19 protein-coding genes are annotated in these 20,352 nt (G+C 71.6%); 14 read left to right on the forward strand and 5 right to left on the reverse strand.

The window, feature by feature from the left end:
- Positions 1–47: 47 nt before the first annotated feature.
- Together ACJX2R_RS47595 and ACJX2R_RS47600 are read right to left on the reverse strand one after the other, a co-directional pair.
- A complete protein-coding gene (locus ACJX2R_RS47595) occupies positions 48–836 on the reverse strand; it encodes an MBL fold metallo-hydrolase (RefSeq protein ID WP_413105220.1) in 789 nt (262 codons plus the stop codon).
- Positions 833–1,396 (reverse strand): ester cyclase, encoded by a 564-nt coding sequence (locus ACJX2R_RS47600; RefSeq protein WP_413105221.1) that lies wholly within the window; start codon positions 1,394–1,396, stop codon positions 833–835. Before ACJX2R_RS47600 ends, ACJX2R_RS47595 begins: the two co-directional genes overlap by 4 nt.
- 155 nt (positions 1,397–1,551) lie before the next feature.
- Between ACJX2R_RS47600 and ACJX2R_RS47605 the strand changes: the two genes are divergently transcribed.
- Positions 1,552–2,286 carry an RNA-guided endonuclease TnpB family protein gene (locus ACJX2R_RS47605; protein WP_413105222.1) on the forward strand — a complete coding sequence of 245 codons (735 nt, stop codon included), beginning with the start codon at positions 1,552–1,554 and terminating at the stop codon, positions 2,284–2,286.
- A 34-nt stretch (positions 2,287–2,320) separates the two neighbouring features.
- Here ACJX2R_RS47605 and ACJX2R_RS47610 read toward each other — a convergent pair whose 3' ends face one another.
- Positions 2,321–3,424, reverse strand: coding sequence for a hypothetical protein (locus tag ACJX2R_RS47610; RefSeq protein ID WP_413105223.1), 1,104 nt, complete (start codon positions 3,422–3,424; stop codon positions 2,321–2,323).
- 129 nt (positions 3,425–3,553) lie between these two features.
- On the opposite strand from ACJX2R_RS47610, the gene ACJX2R_RS47615 reads away from it, so the two are divergent.
- Together ACJX2R_RS47615 and ACJX2R_RS47620 are read left to right on the forward strand one after the other, a co-directional pair.
- Complete coding sequence (locus ACJX2R_RS47615) at positions 3,554–4,252, forward strand: TetR/AcrR family transcriptional regulator C-terminal domain-containing protein (RefSeq protein WP_413105224.1); 699 nt, start codon at positions 3,554–3,556, stop codon at positions 4,250–4,252.
- Positions 4,253–4,403: 151 nt separating this feature from the next.
- A complete protein-coding gene (locus tag ACJX2R_RS47620; RefSeq protein WP_413105225.1) occupies positions 4,404–5,171 on the forward strand; it encodes a hypothetical protein in 768 nt (255 codons plus the stop codon).
- 202 nt (positions 5,172–5,373) lie between these two features.
- Here the strand turns inward: ACJX2R_RS47620 and ACJX2R_RS47625 are convergent, their stop codons facing one another.
- Positions 5,374–5,712 carry a GNAT family N-acetyltransferase gene (locus ACJX2R_RS47625; protein ID WP_262697853.1) on the reverse strand — a complete coding sequence of 113 codons (339 nt, stop codon included), beginning with the start codon at positions 5,710–5,712 and terminating at the stop codon, positions 5,374–5,376.
- A 168-nt stretch (positions 5,713–5,880) separates the two neighbouring features.
- Here ACJX2R_RS47625 and ACJX2R_RS47630 point away from each other — a divergent pair, with 168 nt between their 5' ends.
- From ACJX2R_RS47630 to ACJX2R_RS47680, 11 genes are all read left to right on the forward strand, one after another.
- Positions 5,881–6,447 (forward strand): snapalysin family zinc-dependent metalloprotease, encoded by a 567-nt coding sequence (locus tag ACJX2R_RS47630; protein ID WP_413105226.1) that lies wholly within the window; start codon positions 5,881–5,883, stop codon positions 6,445–6,447.
- A 130-nt stretch (positions 6,448–6,577) separates the two neighbouring features.
- Entirely contained in the window at positions 6,578–7,654 is a 1,077-nt protein-coding gene (locus tag ACJX2R_RS47635) for an ABC transporter substrate-binding protein (RefSeq protein ID WP_413105227.1), read from the forward strand.
- 17 nt (positions 7,655–7,671) lie between these two features.
- Positions 7,672–8,751: a FecCD family ABC transporter permease gene (locus tag ACJX2R_RS47640; RefSeq protein ID WP_413106136.1), complete on the forward strand. Its 1,080-nt coding sequence runs from the start codon at positions 7,672–7,674 to the stop codon at positions 8,749–8,751.
- Positions 8,748–9,545 (forward strand): ABC transporter ATP-binding protein, encoded by a 798-nt coding sequence (locus ACJX2R_RS47645; protein WP_413105228.1) that lies wholly within the window; start codon positions 8,748–8,750, stop codon positions 9,543–9,545. Before ACJX2R_RS47640 ends, ACJX2R_RS47645 begins: the two co-directional genes overlap by 4 nt.
- Positions 9,542–10,951, forward strand: coding sequence for an MFS transporter (locus ACJX2R_RS47650; protein WP_413105229.1), 1,410 nt, complete (start codon positions 9,542–9,544; stop codon positions 10,949–10,951). The genes ACJX2R_RS47645 and ACJX2R_RS47650 overlap by 4 nt, the downstream gene beginning before the upstream one ends.
- Before the next feature lie 37 nt (positions 10,952–10,988).
- Entirely contained in the window at positions 10,989–12,815 is a 1,827-nt protein-coding gene (gene asnB, locus ACJX2R_RS47655; RefSeq protein ID WP_413105230.1) for an asparagine synthase (glutamine-hydrolyzing), read from the forward strand.
- Between the two features lie 12 nt (positions 12,816–12,827).
- Complete coding sequence (locus tag ACJX2R_RS47660) at positions 12,828–14,102, forward strand: cytochrome P450 family protein (protein WP_413105231.1); 1,275 nt, start codon at positions 12,828–12,830, stop codon at positions 14,100–14,102.
- A gap of 72 nt (positions 14,103–14,174) precedes the next feature.
- On the forward strand, positions 14,175–15,110 hold the full coding sequence (locus tag ACJX2R_RS47665; RefSeq protein ID WP_413105232.1) for an L-tyrosine/L-tryptophan isonitrile synthase family protein: 936 nt from the start codon (positions 14,175–14,177) through the stop codon (positions 15,108–15,110).
- Positions 15,111–15,131: 21 nt separating this feature from the next.
- Positions 15,132–15,419, forward strand: coding sequence for a hypothetical protein (locus ACJX2R_RS47670; protein WP_413105233.1), 288 nt, complete (start codon positions 15,132–15,134; stop codon positions 15,417–15,419).
- 31 nt (positions 15,420–15,450) lie between these two features.
- Positions 15,451–17,709 carry a heavy metal translocating P-type ATPase gene (locus ACJX2R_RS47675; RefSeq protein ID WP_413105234.1) on the forward strand — a complete coding sequence of 753 codons (2,259 nt, stop codon included), beginning with the start codon at positions 15,451–15,453 and terminating at the stop codon, positions 17,707–17,709.
- Positions 17,710–17,783: 74 nt separating this feature from the next.
- Positions 17,784–18,296 (forward strand): copper chaperone PCu(A)C, encoded by a 513-nt coding sequence (locus tag ACJX2R_RS47680; RefSeq protein WP_413105235.1) that lies wholly within the window; start codon positions 17,784–17,786, stop codon positions 18,294–18,296.
- An 89-nt stretch (positions 18,297–18,385) separates the two neighbouring features.
- Here ACJX2R_RS47680 and ACJX2R_RS47685 read toward each other — a convergent pair whose 3' ends face one another.
- Positions 18,386–20,320, reverse strand: coding sequence for an NAD-binding protein (locus ACJX2R_RS47685; RefSeq protein ID WP_413106137.1), 1,935 nt, complete (start codon positions 20,318–20,320; stop codon positions 18,386–18,388).
- Positions 20,321–20,352 lie beyond the last annotated feature (32 nt).

The raw sequence follows: 20,352 nt of genomic DNA on the forward strand, positions 1-20,352 counted from the left end.
GGTAGTAGCCGCCGCACCCGGGTGCGGCGGTACCCGGGCTTCTTCCCTCAACCGGCCCGCATCCTCTCGTACAGGACCGGGTCGTGGGCGCAGATGATCGTCAGGTCGGGTTCCGCGCGCCGGTGCAGCTCGCCGAGGCGGGCGTGGTTGGCGCGGACCTGTTTCAGGTCGTACGCGACGGCCGCTTCCATGGCGCGGAGGGCAACGGGCACGGGGGTGCGGCCGTCGAGGGTGCCGGGGTGGTAGAAGGCGTCCCCGGCGTGCAGGATCCAGCGGGTGCCGGTGTCGACCGCGACGCAGGCGTGGCCGCGGGTGTGGCCGGGGAGGGAGACCAGGACGATGCCGGGCGCCACGGAGTCGAGCTCCTTGGCGGCGGCGAACCCGCGCCACGCCTCGCCGTCCGGGCCGTGCTCGACGATGCTCGGGCCGTGGGCCCACTGGGCGGGGCGGAAGCGGAGGCGTTCGCGCCAGGAGGGGGCGTGGATCGCGCCGTGTGCCTCGGCCGCGGTGACGTGGACGGTGGCGTGCGGAAAGTCGGCGAGGCCACCGATGTGGTCGGCGTCGAAGTGGGTGAGGACGATATGGCGGACGTCGTCGCGGCGGAAGCCGAGCCGTTCGACCTGGCGGGCGGCGGTCTCTTCGGGGTCCAGGGCCGGTTTGATGTAGTGGCGGGCCGGGCCCACTCGGCGGCCTTGGGTGGCGATGTCCATGAGACCGAAGCCGGAGTCGACGAGCACCAGCCCCTGTGCGTCCGTCTCGAGGAGGAGGACGTGGCAGACCAGCCGCGGTCCGCCGCGCAGGCGCATGGTGCCGCAGTTGAGGTGGTGGACCTTCACGACAGGTCCGCCTTCGGCGTGTTGACGAGGGCGGGGTGTGGGGTGCCACCGGCCTCCTTGAGGAGCCCGCGCAGGCAGCGGACGGCCAGGAGCCAGTTGCGCGGATCGCGCAGGTTCAGACCGCCGATCAGCTGTTTCAGCAGTGTGAGGCTGTCGAAGTAGATCCGCTCGCAGACGAGGTTCTCGGCCCCGTCCCCGTCGTCGCCGAAGATGAAGTACGCGGTCATGCGGACACGGAAGCGGCTTCCGGTGGCCGGGATCGCGCCGAGCGGGCCGAGGTGCGTGCCCAGCAGCCAGAATTCGACGATCACGGCGTCGCCGCTGTGGCGCAGGGCGATGATCTCGTGGTCCTGGTCGGGGAAGGCGCGGCGGCTGTCGCGGTAGTAGCCGCGCACGGCGGTGTCGCCGTCGTGGACCGTCATCGTGGGGATCAGTTCGTAGCGCGGATGCGGGAAGGTGGCCAGAACGTCGTCCCACTCCTGGCGGACCTCGTCATGGAAGTGGTCCAGGACCAGCTTCTGGCGGGACGCGAGGATTTCGTCGCTGATCACGGTGGTCATCGGGAACCTCCGAGGAAGGCTCCGCCTTCGGTCGGGGGAGGGACCGGACTCCTGCGGAGCAGGACAGGGAGAGCCGAATCGCCGTCGGGGCGATGCGGTGTCCGCCACTGACAACCCGTCATATGGTCACGAGCTGATGTGCTGGTTTGTGAGTCATGGCCACTCACGTGAAGCGGGCGTATCGGTACCGCTTCTATCCGACCGATGCGCAGGCGGCGGAGTTGTCGCGCACGTTCGGATGCGTGCTGTCCTCGGTCCCCCTCCAGCGGTTCGTCTCCCTCCTGGTCGAGGACCCCGCCGTCCAGCCGCTTCCCGCCACCGGCTCGGCGGTCGGTATCGACGCCGGGCTCGGCCACCTGCTCACCCTCTCCACGGGCGAGAAGATCGCCAACCGGGCCAAGGTGCGGCGCGACGTCGCCAGGGTCTACGCCCGCATCACCGACCGTCGCCGTGACCATCTGCACAAGCTCACCACTCGACTCGTGCGTGAGAACCAAACGCTCGTGATCGAGGACCTCACCGTCCGGAACATGCTCAGCAACGGCAAGCTGTCCCGGGCGATCTCCGACGCGGCATGGTCGCAGTTCCGGAGCATGCTGGAGTACAAGGCCGCCTGGTACGGCCGTGAGGTGATCGCGGTCGACCGCTGGTTCCCCTCCTCCAGGCTGTGCTCCGTATGCGGCACCCTGCAAAAGAGGACGCCGCTCAGTGTCCGTACCTGGACGTGCGCCTGCGGTGCGACCCATGACCGGGACGTGAACGCGGCGAAGAACCTTCTGGCCGCCGGACTGGCGGTGTCGGCCTGTGGAGCTGGTGTAAGACCTCAACGGGAGTCCTCCCGGACGGGGCAGTCGGTGATGAAGCAGGAAGCCCCACGGCGCGAGCCGTAGGAATCCCCCTCGTTCGTTTACGAGAGGGAGGAAGTCAACGGTGGGTCACTGCCTTGTGGGTGAAGGTGGGGCCGGTGCCGGGGTTGGTCCAGGCGGCGGTCAGTTCGCTGGAGGGGAAGAACTGCGGGAAGCGGGGATCGGCCTGGGCGCGGTCGACGAGCGTCTTCTCGATGATGAGCGAGTTGTACTGCTCGGCGGTCGTCTCGATGGTGTTGGCGTTCAGCACGACCTCCTGCTGCCACGCGCGAGCCCAGCGGGCGATGCCGGGCATGCGGGAGTGCTCGGGGGTCAGGCACTCGGCGGCGATGGCGTTCTCGCTGGACGCCCAGATGCCGCTGGAGGTGTTCAGCAGCAGGGTCTGATTGCCCAGCACATGGCCTGGGGTGGAGATGACCGCGACACCGGGGCCGAGGAGCAGTGAGCCGTCGATGGCGCACAAGGCCTCGGGCCGCACGTCCCGATAGGCCTCGGGCTGGTACCAGGGGCGCTGGAGCGGGTGGAGCTCGGACATGGCCAGCAGTTCATGCCGCTGCACGATCACCTTGGCGCGGGGGAACGCGGGCTCGACCGGACGGTCGCCGAAGTCCGGCTGGGGGGTGCTGGTGCCGATCCACCGGCGCAGGTCCTGGGTGTGCAGATGGTCGAAGAGGAGATAGTCGACGTCCTCGGGCGCGATGCCGAGCCGGGCCAGGTGCCCGAGGACGGTGCCGTGTTCGGTGACCATCAGGGATCGCACCGGGCCGGGTGTGCGGCGGGCCAGTGCGGCGAAGTACGGGGTGTTACGGCCGAGTTGGACATCGCTCGGCTCGAACAGGAGCACCCGTCGCCGCCCGTCGCTCTCGGTCCAGCGGATGACGAGCATGCGGTTGGTGATGGCGAGGAACGGGGCGATGGCCCGGGAGGCGCGGAAGAGGCCGAATCTCGTCGGATAGGGCAGGGTCACCAGGTCGCAGGTGGTGACGGTGTCCGGGGTACCGGTCGCCGCGAACTCGGTACGCAGCGCCTCCGCCCGCGCGCGGGCCCACACGAGCTGTGCGCCGTAGCCGCCGGGTATGTCCGCGAGGCCGTCGAGGGTGGTGATCGGGGTGCCGAGCGTGGGCATGTCGCGGGCATCGGTGTCCTGCCAGGCGAGTTCCATCGATCGAGTCCTTCTTCCCTGGTCGGCTCGTGAACCCCGTGTGACCGCCCGCAGTGACACTTGCACCGCAAGTCTTGTGGGGCGGAACGCTAGACTTGCGCCGTAAGTGATGTCAAGGGAAGGTGACGCATGGCGGCGCGAGGAACCGGCCGTGGCAGGCGGGTCGGCCTGACCCGTGAAAAGGTGATCGCGGCGGCGGTGGCGATGATCGACCGCGATGGCCCCGACGCCTTCTCCCTGCGCAAACTGGCCACGGAGCTCGACATCGAGAACATGTCGCTCTACAACCACGTACCGAACAAGGGGGCCCTTCTCGACGGCGTCGCCGAAGCGCTCCTGGCCGGTATCGCCTTTCCCGAGGAGGAGGGCGGATCATGGCAGAAGCGGATCAGGGCGCACGCCGCCGCCTTCCGCGCCGCCGCCAAGCGGCACCCGAAGGCGTTCCCGCTGGTGCTGACCCGGCCCACGCAGTCGCCCGCCGCCCTGGAGGCCATGCGCTCCACGCTGTCCTGCCTCGACGAACTCCGACTCGCCCCCAAGGAGATGGTCCATGTCCTGCGCGGCTACACCGCCTTCATGGTCGGCTCGATCATGCGTGAACTGGGTTATGCCATCTATCTGGGCGCCATGGACAGCGACCAGGTCCAGCAGCGCACCGAAGCCATCGCGGCCTCCGGCGACCCGATTCTGACCGCGACGGCGCCCTATCTGGCCGACAGCGATCACGACGCGGAGTTCCAGTACGGGCTGGAGCTGATGATCTCCGGCCTGGCCGCCAAGGTCGGCGTCCCCTACGAGGCCCCAGCTGCGGGTATCAGCTTGATCTGATGTGTCACGAGTGGGTATCCGTCTTGCGGTGGGGCGCCCACCTGGGGATGTGTGGCGACGCGGCTCGCCTAGAGTGCCGGTCATGTCCCAAACAAAGATCTTCAAGAACCTTGCTCACCACCCGCGGTCCACGTGGGCGCCGTCCCGGCGAATGAAGAAGACCCTGATCGCGGCCGTTGGCATCGGCATGGCCGTCGCGTTGAGCGGATGCAACGAGGACACCAGCAGCGGCACGGACAAGGACACCGGCGCCGCGGAGTCGAAGGCGCCCTCCAAGGGCTCGTCCCAGTCCTCCGCCCCGGCCAGCCCCTCGGGCGATCAGCCGTTGTTCACGGGGTGGCAGACGCAGACCTCGCAGAAGCACCACTTCCGTTACGACGTGCCCGCCAAGGCCGAGAAGTGGAAGATCCTCGACGAGGAGACGGCCCTCTCCTACACGGACAAGAACGGCCAGCCGATCGTCGTCATGACCGCGGCCGGCAACTACCGTGAGGGCGGCTGCGCGTCGAGCCCCAATCCCAAGGCCTTCGGTGAGGCGGGGAAGGGGCAGCTCGCCACCGTCGGCACCACGGGCGGTGGCAAGGACGGCACGCTCCAGGAGAACGCCCGCAACTGGGCGGGCAACTGGGGCTTCGCCGCGTACGGCGGTGCGGACCACAAGCCCAAGATCAAGGTCAGCCAGGCCAAGCCGTGGAAGCAGGGGGGTATTGAGGGCTACACCGCGACCGCCCAGGTCACCGTCACCAACCGGCCGAGCTCCTGCGTTCCGCCGAAGGCCGTCGTGCACAGTATCGCGCAGAAGCTCCCCGACGGGACGATGCACGGCTGGGTGATCTACGCGGACCAAGGAGTTCCGAAGGCGCTGACGGACGCCCAGCTCAAGAAGATCATGAGCACCGTCCGGTCCACCGGCAGCTGACCACCGGCTGGCTGCCGGGCAGGGCGAACCGCCAGGCCACGCAGCCGTACGGGGGTCGCTGGATGTTCGGGTGCCGGACCCGGAAACGGGTCCGGCCGCATCCGAGGTGATTCAACCTTCGGGCGCAGACGCGGAGCGGCGCCAGGGCCCCGCACCCGGCGGATGGTGCGCCCTTCGGCCGCTGGTGCGCCCTCCTCAGCGGTCAGTCCAGCTCCGCTTCCAGCCACCGCAGGACATCGGGGGTCACGGGGTCGGTGATGTCGGCGAACTCACCGTGCTTCTCGACGAACTTGGCCACGTACGAGCAGACGGGCACGATCCGCTTCCCGGAGCCGCGTACGTCGGCGAGTGCCCGCTGGACCAGCAGCGCGGCCAGGCCCTGCCCGGCGAACGCGTCGTCGACCTCAGTGTGATGGAAGACGCGCTGCTCACCGCGGTCGCGGTACGCGGTCAGGCCGGCGCGCTCACCGTCGACCAGGATCTCGTATCGATGCCGGGCATCCATCCGCTCGACGATCGGACCGGCGGAAGGCTGGCTCATGGGGTGCCTTTCGGACGTGGTTTCAGATTGCGGATATTTTGTCATGGTAGCTGCCGCGGAATCCCTCCAGTGGATTCCTGCTGCGGTGCGGGCACGGGAAGGGGCGCGGAAATCCGCGACTTGTTCCCTGCTTTCCGTGCGAGACGTCAACGGAAACCCATAGGAGCGATGGAGATGGTGGCAGTGCCGAGACGAGTGATGAATCTGATGGCGGCCGCAGTATGCGCCGGTGCCGTCGTGGTGAGTGCCGGTGCTCCGGCGAATGCCGTGGAGCCCGAGCCGGAAGTCATTCCGATCGATCTCCTTCTGGCCGGATCCTATGCGGATCCGGTCCGGGATGCGATGGACATCTGGAACAAAGCCGTCCCCGGAATCACGTTCGTCGAGCAGAACACCCCGGCGGCTTTACGGGTCAAGGAATACACGACCGCGAACGGCACCGGTTCCCACTCCTTCGTCAACGGCTTGGGCAGGGGCTGGGTCTACCTCGAAACCGGGGATGCTCAGAAGTACAAGCCGTCCCGCATCGCCGTGCATGAACTGGGGCACATTCTGTCGCTCAGCGACCTTGGACCGGGCAGCGTCTGCTCCAAGGTGATGTCCGGCGCCTGGGCCGGCCCCGAATGCACCAACGATCAGCCGGACGCGGAAGAAGCCGCCGAAGTCGCGGATTTCTTCGCCGCGCACGATGTCGGTGACCCGGTACCGGGCTGGGGCACCCCCTCGGAGGGCTGAACGCGCGACGCCGCCGCGGGACGGCATTCGCATGCCCGCCAACGCGCGGGAACCGACTCCGGATCCGCCACGACTACTGCACCGGGCGATGTTCCCGCCCCGTGTGGCAAGTGGATCCAGGAGTGTTTCGATGCGTTCTCGTGTGTGGTGGGGTACGACGGCTGTCGTGCTGGGCGGCCTCCTCGTGGCGGGCTGCGGCGACGGAGGCGGCGGCGGGGACGGCGACAAGGCGAGGGCCGGCGCCGAGAAGCCCGCCACCGGCGACCACCCGGTCACCGTCACCGACTGCGCGGGCGCCGAGACCACGTTCTCGAAGGCCCCCGAGAGGATCGTCACCAGTAACGCCTCCGGCCTGGAGCTGCTGCTCCGCCTGGGCGCCGGTGACAAGGTGCTCGGCACCGGCTTCCCGCCCGGCGAGGGCACGCTGCCGGGTGAACTCGACGCGCGGGCGCGGAAGGTGAAGGTGCTCGCCCAATCCGTGATCCCGAAGGAGAAGCTCCTCGGCTCCGGCGCGGATGTGTACATCGACACCTTCGCCTCGATGAACATGGGCGGCGGTATGGGCGACGCTCCGACGGAGGAGGAGTACCGGGCGGCCGGGATCAAGCACATCTACCTCAAGTCCACCGCCTGCGCGGCACGGAACAAGCGCGCGCTGACCGACCTGTCCGCGGTGGAGGCCGACATCACCTCCCTGGGCGCGGTCACCGGCACGGGCGCGAAGGCGAAGGAACTCGTCGACGGCATGAAGGAGAAGGTGGCCGCCGTCCAGAAAGCGGTCGGCAAGACGGCGGAGGATGAGCGGCCGACGTACTTCTTCTTCGACTACGACGCCGGTACCAAGCAGCCCACCGCGGTCTGCGAGAGGCAGGTCGCCAACGCGGTGATCACTCTGGCCGGTGCCCGCAATGTCTTCGCCGACTGCGACGGCGACTACAAGCAGGTCGGCTGGGAGGAGGTCATTTCCAGGAACCCGGACTGGATCCAGCTCGGCGTCCGTAACCGGGGCAGCCGGGCGGCGAACGAGAAGGCGTTCGACGAGGCGCGGAAGTGGCTTGAGTCGAACTCCGCCACCAAGGGCCTGAAGGCCGTCAGGGCAGGCCACTTCCTGCGCATCGGCTCCGAGCAGACCACCATCGGCGGCGTCGAGAACGCCGACACCGTCCAGAAGATCGCCAAGACCCTCTACCCGGGCAAGGTCGGCTGACCGTGCTCGATGTCACGGTGAGCCGGAAGGGCGCCACCGATGGCGCCACCGACGCCCCCGCGCGCACGCGGCGTTCCGTCCCCGCCGGGCCGCTGGCGCTGCTCCTCGCGGTGGCGCTGCTCGCGGCCCTCACGGCGGCGGTCGCCTGGGGCTCCACGTCGATCCCGCCGGGCGAGGTGTGGAGCGTGGTCTGGCGCAGACTGACCGGCCATGCCCCCAGGCCCGGAACGAACGACCTGATCGTCTGGCAACTGCGCCTGCCCCGCGCCCTGTTGGCCGCGCTGGTGGGCGCCGGGCTCGGTCTGGTCGGTACGGCGATGCAGGCCCTCGTCCGCAATCCGCTGGCCGACCCCTACTTCCTGGGCGTCTCCAACGGCGCCTCCCTCGGCGCCGTCGCCGCCATCGTCCTCGGCCTCGGCACCGGGGGCGCCCTGGGCCTCGGCCTGTCCGGCGCCGCGTTCGCGGGAGCCCTGGCCACCTTCGCCCTCGTCTGGGCGGTGGCCCGGCGCGGCGGGGGATTCGCGCCGCTCAGACTGGTGCTCGCCGGGGTGGCCATCGGGCAGTTCCTGTCCGGCTTCACCAGCTACCTCGTCCTCCAGGCCGGGGACGAGCAGCAGACGCACAGTGTGCTGTTCTGGCTCATGGGCAGTCTCAGCGGCGCGAGCTGGCCCCTGCTGGCCGCCCCCGCGGTGGCGGTTCCTGCGGTCCTGCTGCTGCTCCAGGGCCGGGCCCGGGGGCTCAACGCGCTGCTGATGGGCGATGAGACGGCCGCCGGGCTCGGCATCGACGTCGTACGGCTGCGCCGTGAGCTGTTCGCGGTCACCAGCCTGCTCACCGGCGTCCTCGTCGCGGTCTCCGGGGCCATCGCCTTCGTCGCGCTCATGGTCCCCCACGTGTGCCGTCTGGTCGTCGGCGGTGACCACCGTCGCCTGCTGCCCGTGTCGGCGCTCTTCGGCGCGCTGCTGCTGGTGGTGGTCGACCTCGTGTGCCGCACGGCCATGGACACGCAGGAGCTCCCGGTCGGGGTCGTCACGTCGCTGATCGGCGCTCCGGCGCTGCTGTATCTGCTGGACCGGCGGTTGGGGAGCGGGAGTTGAGGATCGACATCGAGGGCCTTGACGTGGCGTACGCCGGACGCACGGTCGTGGCCGGGGCCCACCTCATCGCGGCCGCGGGCGAGATCACCGGCCTGGTCGGGCCCAACGGCAGCGGCAAGTCCACGCTTCTGCGGACCGTGTACCGGCACCTGAAGCCCGCCGCCGGGCGCGTGCTGCTCCAGGGCACCGACATCCGCGAGCTGAGCCCCGCCCGGTCGGCCAGGCACATCGCGGCCCTTCCGCAGGAGCGCGGTGAGGACTTCGAGCTGACCGTGCGAGAGGTCGTCGCCATGGGCCGCACCCCCTACAAGCGGGCGTTCGCCGGGGAAGACGCCGCCGACCGGGACATGGTCGCCCGTGCCCTCGCCGATGTCGGCATGGCGGACCACTCGGCCCGCCGTTTCAACGAGCTGTCCGGCGGCGAACGCCAACGCGTGCTGCTGGCCCGCGCGTTCGCCCAAGCGACGGACGTCCTGGTCCTGGACGAGCCGACGAACCACCTCGACCTCCGCCACCAGGTCGAACTGCTCGCCCTGCTGCGCGGCCACCGTCGTACGACCCTGGTCTCGCTGCATGACCTCAACGCCGCCGCTTCCGTGTGCGACCGGCTCCACGTCCTGCACGGCGGCCGCGTGGTCGCCTCCGGCGCACCCCGCGAGGTGCTGCGACCGGCCCTGCTGGCCGAGGTGTTCGGCGTGCGCGCGGCCGTGATCGAGCACCCGCTGACCGGGGACCCGCTGATCGCCCTCGACCACCGGGAAGACGTGGTGGTTCACCAGAGGGAGGGCGCATGACGGACGACACGTCCGGTGCGGAGCGGCCCGGGGACGTAGCCGAAGTCCACGACCGCTGGCTCCTGGTGTCCGTGGCGGGCGTGCTGTCGTTCGTGGCGATGCTCGACATGAATATCGTGAACGTGGCCCTCGCGGACATCTCCGCGGGCCTGGGGGTGTCCGCCACGGTGGCGCAGTGGGTGACCCTGGGCTATCAACTCCCCGTCGTCGCCCTGCTGTTGCCCGTCGGCCGCTGGCTCGACGACATGGATGTCCGCCCCGCGCTGCTGGCCGCGACCGCCGGCTTCGGGCTGTGCAGCGCGCTTGCCGCCGCGTCCCCCTGGGCGTCCTGGCTGATCGCCGCCCGGATCGGACAGGGTGCGTGCGGCGCCGTGCTGTTCGTGCTGATGCCGGTGCTGGCGGTCCGCTCCGTACGGCCGGAACTGCGCGGGCGTGCGATGAGCGTGCCGGCGACCCTCGGCCCCCTGGGCGCCGTCGTCGGACCGGCGGTCGGCGGGCTGGTCCTCGACCATCTGGGCTGGCGCTGGATCTTCCTGGTCAAGATCCCGCTCTGCCTGGTGACGCTGGCGGTGGTGCGGCGGGCGATGCCCCGGGGCGGGCGCCCGCGCGGCCCTGACCGGCGCTCCGTTGCCGATACGGCCCTGGTGGCCACGGGAGTAACGATCCTGCTGTTGGCCCTGACCCTGGGCTCCGACGCGCCCGCCTGGCTCACTCTCGCCCTCGTCGCCGTACCACCGCTGTGGTGGTGGCTGCGGGGCCCGGGCGGCCGTCCGGTGACCGATGTGCTGCGGGCCGCGGGGCTGCTGCGGGTGCACGGCGCGGTGCTGGCGCTGGCGGTGGGCTTCGCCGCCATGCACTACGTGGTCGCCCTGCACCTCCAGCACGACGAGGGCGTCGGCGCGACCACCACGGGCCTGACCGTGCTCGCCTTCCCCCTCGGCATGGGGCTGGCGGGCCCCCTCGGCGGACGGCTCGCCGACCGCTGCGGTGCCAGGCCCGTCGCGGTCGCCGGTGCCGCCCTCACCGCCACCGGGCTGCTGCTGCTCGTCCTGCCGGGCGACGGCTGGTCCCCGCCCGAGGTGGCCTGGCGGCTGGTCCTGGCCGGCCTCGGCATGGGGCTGACCGGTGGGCCCACCCAGGCCCTGGTCATGGGCGCCGCTCCGCCGGGCCGCACCGCCACGGTCGGCTCCACGGTGCAGCTCGCCCGCAGCCTCGGCTTCACGCTCGGCCCGGCCCTCGCCACGGCGGCCTGGCGGCTGACGGGTCCGGACGGCGGCGCACGGACGGCCCTGGCGCTCGCCGCCACCGCCGCCTGCCTCGCCGTACCCCTGCTCGCCCTGCCCGCCCGGGGTCCGGCGAACCTCCCCGAGAAGGCCACCGACACGGCACCCGCCGCACCCCGCTGAGCATCGATCCGTAAGCCCCCACCGAGGAGTCGTACCCATGTGCGGAATCACCGGCTGGGTGTCCTTCCACCAGGACGCCCGCACCCGGGCCCCGGTCATCGAGGCCATGACCGCCACTCTCACCCCGCGCGGGCCCGACGCGGGCGGGGTCTGGCTCGGCGAGCACGCCGCGATCGGCCACCGGCGCCTGGCCGTCATCGACATCGAAGGCGGCGTACAGCCGATGACCGACCGGCCGGATCACCCGACGAGCGTCCTCACCTACAGCGGTGAGATCTACAACCACCATGAGCTTCGCGCCCAACTGAGGAACCTGGGCCATGAGTTCCGGACCCGCGGTGACACCGAGGTGGTGCTGCGCGCCTACGCCGAGTGGGGCGAGTCGGTGGCCGACCACCTGGACGGCATGTTCGCGTTCGCGGTGTGGGACGAGCGGAAGGGGCGGCTGCTCCTGGTCCGCGACCGGCTGGGTGTCAAACCCCTGTTCTGGGCGGCCGTCGACGGCGGTCTGGCCTTCGCCTCCGAGCCCAAGGCGCTCTTCGCCCACCCGGAGATACGGCCACGGGTGGACGCGGACGGGCTGCGCGAGGCGTACAGCCTGCTGTTCAACACCGGTCCGACAGTGTGGTCGGGCGTACGGGAGGTCGAGCCCGGCGGCCTGCTCCTCCTGAACCGGCACGGCATCCGCGAACGCCGCTACTGGCGGCTGGAGGCCGGTGTCCACCAGGACGACCGGGACACCACCGTCGCCCGCGTCCACGACCTGGTGAGCACCGCCGCCCGCGCCCAGCTGGAGGCCGACGTCCCCCTGTGCTCCCTGATGTCCGGCGGTATCGACTCCACCGTCCTGACCGCCCTGCTCGCCGACGAACTGCGCCTGCGCGAGGGCCCGGACGCCCGTATCCGCTCCTACGCCGTCGACTACAGCGACCAGGCCGAGAGCTTCACCGGCGATGTCCTGCGCACCGGCCACGACACCCCGTACGCCACGGAAGCGGGCGCGTTCATCGGCACCGATCACAGCACGGTCGTGCTGGACCCGCGCGCTCTGCTCGACCCCGAGCACCGCAAGGCCGTGGTGGCGGCCCGCGACTCGCCGATCGGTGTCGGCGACATGGACACCTCCCTCTACCTCCTCTTCGGGGAGATCCGGAAACACTCCACCGTCGCCGTGTCCGGTGAGGCAGCCGACGAGGTTTTCGGCGGCTACCCCTGGTTCCACGACCCCAAGGCGCTCGCCGCGCCCACCTTCCCCTGGCTGCTGGTGACCGGCGACGAGGCCGCCATGCCGCTCAACCCCGAACTCGACCTGCGCATCGGGGAGTTCCGCGACGACACCTACCGCGGGGCCCTGGCCGCCGTACCGCATATCGAGGGCGAGTCGCAGACCGAGCACCGGCAACGTGAGACGCAGCACCTGTCGCTCACCCGCTGGCTGCGCCAGCTCCTGCACCGCAAGGACCGGCTGAGCATGGCACAGGGCCTGGAAGTGCGCGTCCCCTACTGCGACCACCGGCTCGTCGAGTACGCCTTCACCTCCCCATGGGCGCTGAAGAGCTTCGACGGCCGGGAGAAGAGCCTGCTGCGCGCGGCGGGCACGGGGCTGGCGCCCGAGTCGGTGCTGCACCGGCCCAAGAACCACTACCCGGCCACCCACCACCCCGACTACAACCGCGGCCTACAGGACATGGCCCGCGACGCACTCACCGATGACCGGGTCCGCTCCCTCGCCGACGAGACCCGCATCAAACCCTGCCTCGACACCGCGCCCGATCAACTCCGGTGGGGCCACCGGCTCCGCCTCGAACGCGTCGTCGACCTCGCCCTCTGGCTCGACCACCACCAGCCCGACCTCGCCCTCTGAGGAGCGCCCTCCATGACCCCCCAGGAGCCTCTGCCCACCAGGGCCGCGGACCGCCCACGCGAACCCCTGCCCGACCCGGTCCCGCTCATGGGCCGCCCATACAAGGCCGATCCCTATCCGCTGTACGAGCGGATGCGTGAGAGCGGTCCGGTCCATCGCGTCCTGTTCCCCAGCGGTGTGCATGCCTGGCTCGTCACCGGTTACGAGGCCGCCCACGCCGCGCTGAACGACGACCGCCTGGGCAAGGACCACGACCGGGGCAACGACCACTGGCGCGCCCGTGCCTCGATCATGCCCGAGCCACAACACTCCCAGCTCCAGGCGCACCTCCTGCACCAGGACCCGCCCCACCACACCCGCATGCGGCGCTTGGTCACCGACGCCTTCACCCCGCGCCGTATCGAGCGGCTGCGGCCCCGTTTCCAGGAACTGGCCGACGCCCTCGTCGACGCCCTCCCGGAAACCGGTCCCACGGACCTCGTCTCCGGCTTCGCCGCCCACTTCCCGTTCCGGGTCCTCGCCGAAGTGATCGGCCTGCCGGCCGAGTTGGCCGCCCGTTTCGACCGCGACTGGGGCAAGGTCGTCCAGCCGGTAGGCCCCACCGACCCCGGACGCCCGCTGTACGAGGCCCGCCTGCACGGACTCCAGGGCTACATCGCCGACGTCGTCGCCCACAAGCGCGAACACCGGCAGGACGACCTGCTCAGCAGCCTCGTCATGGCCCGCGAACGCCGAGAGCTGTCGCCGGAGGAGCTGGACTCGATGATCTTCCAGCTCCTCGTGGCCGGACAGGAACCGGTCACCAACCAGATCACCACCGCCCTGATCGCCCTCTTCCGCCATCCCGCCGAGCTCGCCCGGCTGCGCGACGACCCCGGCCTGACGCCCCGCGCGGTCGACGAACTCCTCCGCCACGACAGCGCCTTCGAGCTGACCACATGGCGCTTCCTCGACCAGGACGGCGACCTGCACGGTACGAGGATCCCGGCCGGTGACTCGGTGATCATCTCGCTGTGCGCCGCCAACCGTGACCCGCGCCGCTTCCCCGACCCCGACGCACTCGACCTCGACCGCTCGCCCAACCCCCACCTGGCCTTCGGCCACGGCATCCACTTCTGCCCCGGAGCCGCCCTGGCCCGGACCGAGCTCCGGATCGCCCTGGACACCCTCCTGGCCCGCCTGCCCGGACTGCGCCTGGCCATCGACGACGAGGACATCGAGTGGATCCCGGCGGTCCTCGGACGGGGCACCAACCACCTGCTCGTCGGCTACGACCGGCGCGTATGACCCGGCACGCCGAGGCGCCATACGGCCATGCCCGCTTGCCCGCGTCGCACCCCCTCACGGAGGACCCCATCCATGCCGCCGACGACCACGCCGGACATCCGCTCCACGAGCGGCATCAGCGCCGCCATCCTCAACCTGCTCCTGCCGCACCACCGCACGAGCGCCGCCGCGCCCGGGGGAGTGGTGGCGTTCCCGCACCAACTGCGCCAGATCGCCGGCTTCGTACGCGCCGGAGAACCCGTGATCTTCACCCTGCCCGGCTTCCCGTGCAAGTCCCCCAACCTCGCCAAGGTCCTCGGCCACCTCCCCGACCAGGGCGAACGCCTGTCACTGGGCTTCCTGAACACCCTGTGCGAGGAGATCGAGCGGATCCACCCGCCGGGCGCCCGCGTGATCATCTGCTCCGACGGCCATGTCTTCGGCGACCTCATCCGCGTCCCGGACGACCGCATAGACGCCTACGCGGACGCGCTCGGACACCTCATACGGGAGGCGGACCTGCACCGCCTGTCCGTCTTCGACCTGCGCGATGTGCTGGGAGACCTGCCGTACGGCGCCAAGCGCGCCCGGGTGCACCAGGGTTACGCCCCCACCCTGGAGGCGCTGCGGGCGGAGGTCCGCTCCGAGGGCCACACCCTGGCCCTGTACCGGGGCATCACCCGATTCCTCGTCGACGACACCGCGGACTTCACCGGCACCCGCTCCGCCCTCCAACGCGAATGCCGCAGACGCGCGTACGGCGTCATCCAGCGCAGCCGCGCCTGGGGCGGACTGATCGCCGAACACCACCCTCGCGCCGTCCGGTTGTCCATTCACCCCCAGCCCGTCGGCGCCCCGAAGTTCGGCATCCGCCTGCTCGACGCCCACGACGTCTGGACCACCCCCTGGCACTCCGCCGCCCTGCACCGCACCGACGGCACATGGACCCTCATGCCCCGGACCAGTGCGGAACAGCTCGGCCGCCTCGTCCACCGCCACGGCAGACCGAGCCATTACGAACAGAGCTGAGAGCGATCGGAGTTTCCTCATATGGAGCAGAACCACCGACCTGCCCGCCGCCGGGCGGCCACGTCGCTGACCCGAGCATTGCCCCCGCCCGCGCTGTGCGGCTTCCTCCTGCTGCTCGTGGTGGTGTTCGCCGCCTCCCACGCCGTCGGCACGAGCGCCGGGCCCGTCGCCCCCGGCATGCACGGCACCGGCACGACACAGGACGGCTCAGGAGGCGGCCACGACGGTGGCGGCATGGACATGGACGGCATGGGCAGGGACGGCATGGGCAGGGACGGCATGGGCACGGACCACGGAAGCGGGCGCTGATGGCCACCGGATCGACGTCCCGGACGGCCGTGTGACCGACCTCTCCGTCGGCGGAATGACCTGCGCGGCCTGTGTGCGGCGCGTCGAGAAGAAGCTGGCCGGGCTGGACGGGGTCACGGCGAACGTGAACCTCGCCACCGGCCGGGCCCGGGTGAACCACCCGCCCGGAGTCGGCCAGGACCAGCTGATCGCGGCCGTCCAGCAGGCCGGCTATTCCGCCGCGCTCCCCGAACCGCCCGGCGAGCGACGGCGCGAGGACGGGGACGAAGGGGACGAGGCGGAGGACGCCCGGCGGGAGCGCGACCGGCTGGTGATCACGACCCTGCTCGCGGTGCCGGTGCTGGTCCTGTCGATGGTGCCCGGTCTCCAGTTCCGCGACTGGCAGTGGCTGTGCTTCGTACTCGCCGCGCCCGTCGTCGTCTGGGGAGCCTGGCCCTTCCACCTGCGGGCGGCGCGCGGACTGCGACACTCGGCGGCGACCATGGACACCCTGGTGTCGCTGGGAGTCGTGGCCTCCTTCGCCTGGTCCTCCTACGCGCTGTTCCTCGGCGGCGCCGGCGCCCCCGGCATGCGGATGCCGTTCAGCCTGGTGCCCACCGCCCCGGACGGCGTCGCCCATATCTATCTGGAGGCCGCCGTCGGCGTACCGCTGTTCGTCCTGGCGGGCCGCCACCTGGAAGCACGGGCCCGGCGGGGAACCGGCGCGGCACTGCGCTCACTGGCCCGGCTGGCCGCCAAGGAGGTCTCGGTACGCGACGGCGACGCCGAGCGCCTGATCCCGATCGGGCAACTGCGGGTCGGTCAGGTCTTCGTCGTCCGGCCCGGGGAGCGCCTGGCCACCGACGGCACGGTCGTGGAGGGCGGCTCGGCCGTCGATCTCTCCCTGGTGACCGGGGAGAGCGAGCCGGTGGAGGTCGGCCCCGGCGCGCCGGTGATCGGCGGTGCCGTCAACGCCGGAGGGCTGATCCTCGTACGGGCCACCGCGGTCGGAGCCGACACACAACTGTCCCGTATCACCCGGCTGGTGACCGAGGCCCAGGCGGGCAAGGCACGGGTGCAGCGGCTCGCCGACAAGGTCGCGGGGGTCTTCGTCCCCGTCGTGCTCGCCCTGGCCGTCACGGTGCTGGGATTCTGGCTCGGGGCCGGCGCCGAGCCGCAGGCGGCGATCACCGCGTGCGTGGCCGTCCTGGTCGTGGCGTGCCCCTGTGCGCTGGGGCTGGCGACCCCCACCGCGCTGATGGCGGCCACCGGCCGGGGAGCCCAACTCGGCGTCCTGGTCAGCGGGGCGCGGGCGCTTGAGGGACTGCGGCACCTCGATGCGGTGGTGCTCGACAAGACCGGCACTCTCACCTCCGGGCACATGAGCGTCGCCCGGGTCACGGCCGTGCCGGGCGGACTCGGCGAGGAGCGAGTGGTCCGGCTGGCGGGCGCGGTCGAACAGGGATCGGAACATCCGCTGGGGCGTGCCATCACCGCGTATGCCCGGCGAACCGTTCCCTGGGAGCCGCTTCCGGCCGTGGCCGACTTCCTCGCGCTGCCGGGGAGGGGCGTCCGCGGGCGGGTGGCGGGCCGGCTGGTCGAGGTCCTGGCCCCGGACGACGCGTTGCCTCCCGCCCTGGCCCGGGCGCTGCCGGTCGGCGCGACCGCCGCCCGCACCCCGGTCGTGGTCCGCGTCGACGGCGAGACCGAGGCGCTGATCGAGATCGGGGACGTCCTGCGGCCGGGGAGTTACCGGGCGGTGGACCGGCTCCGCCGCCTGGGGGTGCGACCGGTGCTCGCCACCGGCGACCGGGAGGCACCCGCCCGCGCCGTCGCCGCCGACCTGCGCATCGAGGAGGTGCACGCCCGCTGCACCCCGGAGGGCAAGGCGGCCCTCGTCCGCGAGCTGCGGGAGCGGGGCAACCGGGTCGCCGTCGTCGGCGACGGTGTCAACGACGCGGCCGCCCTGGCCGGAGCCGACCTCGGCATCGCCATGGGCACCGGCACGGACGTGGCGATCGGGGCGGCCGACGTGACCCTGGTACGCGGTGACATCGAGACCCTGGCGGATGCGGTCGGTCTCGCCCGCAGCGCGCTGGGCACGATCCGGGCCAATCTGCTCTGGGCGTTCGGCTACAACGTCGTGACCGTGCCGCTGGCCATGGTCGGCCTGCTCAACCCCATGCTGGCCGCGGTCGCGATGTCGGCCAGCTCGCTGCTCGTGGTCGGCAACAGCCTGCGACTGCGTGTCTGGCAGCCGTCACCGACCGGCGGCCGCCCTGCCCGGCCCGCCGCCCGGACACCACTGTGATGCCCCTGTTCGCCGCTCGCGGACTGACTGCCTGCCCGCGACCGCGGCCCGATACCGAGGTGGAGATCCGCCCGATGACAAACCCCTCCTGGACGCCCAGCCACCGTCGCCTCACGGACTCCCTGCGGGTCGCGGCCGCTCCGGCCTGCGCCTGTGTCCTGGCACTGGGCGGTCTCGCCGTATGGACCGCCTCGGGCAACGCGGGCAGGCCCCCGCGCATCGACGTCACCGACGCGCGGCTCTTCCTTCCCGCCCCGGGAGCGTCCCGGACCGCCGCGTTCTTCCGGATCACCAACACCGGCGGGGCGCGGGACCGGTTGATCGGGGTGACGTCCTCCGCGGTCACCGGGGGGATCTCGCTCAGTCGTCACCGGATGACCGGGCGGGGATCGGCCTACCCCCAGGCCGCGGAGTCCCTGCCGGTTCCGGCGGGCGGCACGCTCGACATGTCACCGTTCACCAGTGATGTGACCGTCCCGGCCACGGCCCGCTGGCGGGCCGGAGACCTGGTGCCCTTCACCCTCCGTTTCGAACACAGCGGACGTGTCGAGGCCAACGCCGTCGTCGTGCGACCCGGCGAGGGCTGAGTGAGCCTGGTCGAGTGGGGGCGGGGGAAGCCGATGCCGAGGCGATGGTCTCCGCCTTGCCGACCGCGTCCCGTCTGCTGGTCGCCGTCTCAGCGGTCCGCTCTCCGCGGTCCGTGAATACCGGCGGGCGGGTGACCGCCGAGGAGTTCACCCAGGCCCTGGCGGGTGACGGCCAGCACCACGCGGTCCTGTGACCGCAGGACGTAATCGGGGCGCGGCTCCCACACCAGGGCGGGTTGCCGGGTGGCCTCGCCGTAGCGGGGTGCCGCCGCGAGGTCGCGTTGCCGGTCCTCGGGTTCGGCGGTGTCCAGTGCGATCACCCGCCAGGCACCCGGTGCGAACGCCTCGGCGACGGTACGCCCCTCCAGCCGCGGATGTCCGGCGACGTGCAGCGCGGCGAAGATCAGTACCCGGCGCTCGACCGGTATGGCACCCAGGATCTGGCGGCCCATCATCGCCCCGGCGAAGGCGGGCGCGGCCAGACTGGAGACGCTGCGGCTGCGGGTCAGCGCCTGTGGGTGGGCGGCGCGCAGGGTGCGGTAGACGGCGGTGGCGAAGTGGTCGTCGTACAGGCGCAGGGCCACCCGCAGCCGGGGTTTGACCGAGCGGGCGTACAGTGTCGCCTCCAGGTTGGTGGTGTCGACGCTGGTCAGGGCGAGCAGGGCGTGTGCGCGTTGGATTTTGGCGGCCTCCAGGACGCCCTCCTGGGTGACGTCGCCGATGACGGTCGGCACCCCCAGCCTGCGGGCCAGCGGGATGCCGCGCGCCTGGGGATCCTCTTCCACGCACACCAGGGGGATGTCCATCTCCCGGAGTCTGGCCAGGACCCGGGTGCCGACCTTGCCGAGTCCGAGCAGCACGACGTGGCCGGACAGGCCGCGCGGCGGGCGGCGCAGCGCGGACGCGGTGCGGAAGGTGCCCATCGCTTCCAGCGCGGCGGCCACCAGCACGGGCAGCAGGAGCAGTCCGGTCAGCCCGGACAGCAGCTGGAGGATCTTGCGTCCGGTCGGCTCGTCGAGCGCGGGGTCGTCGATCGCCAGGACGTCCAGCACCGTGAGGTAGGCCCCGTGGAGGAGACCGGCCCCGGTGAAGTACCAGGAGGCGACGGCGAGCGCGAGCACGGCGGTCGCCATGCCGGCGACGGACCAGCGCAGCCGGCGGGAGAACAGTGAGGCGAGCGGCAGTCTGCGGCTGCCGAGCCGCCGCGGCGGCAGCGGTGTGCCGGTGGCGGAGACGGCTTCCAGCACCACCGTGCCGCGCCCGGTGGCGGCGGCGACCTCGTCGTCTCCCGGCAGCAGTCTGGGCCCTTCGTCCCCGCTGCCCTCGGAGCCCTCGCTGCCGCCCGGATCGCTGGTGGTGGACGAGAGCAGGGCGAGGGTGCACAGCCCCGGATCGGCGACCTCGTCGGAGCCGGGCGGAATGCGCTCGGCCGCGCGCAGCAGCAGCCCGTCTGCCTGTACCACCTTGCTGGTGCCCGCGACGGCGGTGGCCGCCAGTGCGGGGGCCACGGTGTCGGCATCCGACAGCACGGCGGTGGACGCGTCCAGTTCGGCCGGGTCCATACCGGGGGCGGCGACCCACGCCGCCTGGTCGAGGAGTTCCTCCAGGTGCTGGCCGAGTTTGCGGTTGTAGAGCCGGATGACCAGGCGCAGCCGGGGGTTGAGGCGGCGAGCCCGCAGCGCGGCGTGGATGTTGGCCTCGTCGTCGTCATGGACCAGGGCGAGCGCTGTCGCATGCTCGATGCCCGCCTCGGCCAGCACCTCGTCGTCCAGCGCCGGGGCCTCCATGACCTCCACTCCCCGGTCCGGGGCGGCGTCGTCCGGGGACCTCGGCGGCGGGACCCGTCCCACGGCCGTGGTCAGCCGGCCGAAGAGCGCGGCGGCACGGCCTCCCGCCATCCTCCGCCCCGTGGGTTCCGCCAGGGAGACACCGCCCGGGATGATGAGCGTCACCCGTGCCCGGTAGACGACGTGGAGCTCCGCGGCCAGGCGGTGGGCGAGCGCGTCATCACCACAGACGACCATGTGCGGTGCGGCCGGCCCGGGTGGTGCGGTGG

The sequence above is a fragment of the Streptomyces sp. Inha503 genome (assembly GCF_047215865.1).
Lineage (GTDB): Bacteria > Actinomycetota > Actinomycetes > Streptomycetales > Streptomycetaceae > Streptomyces > Streptomyces lycopersici.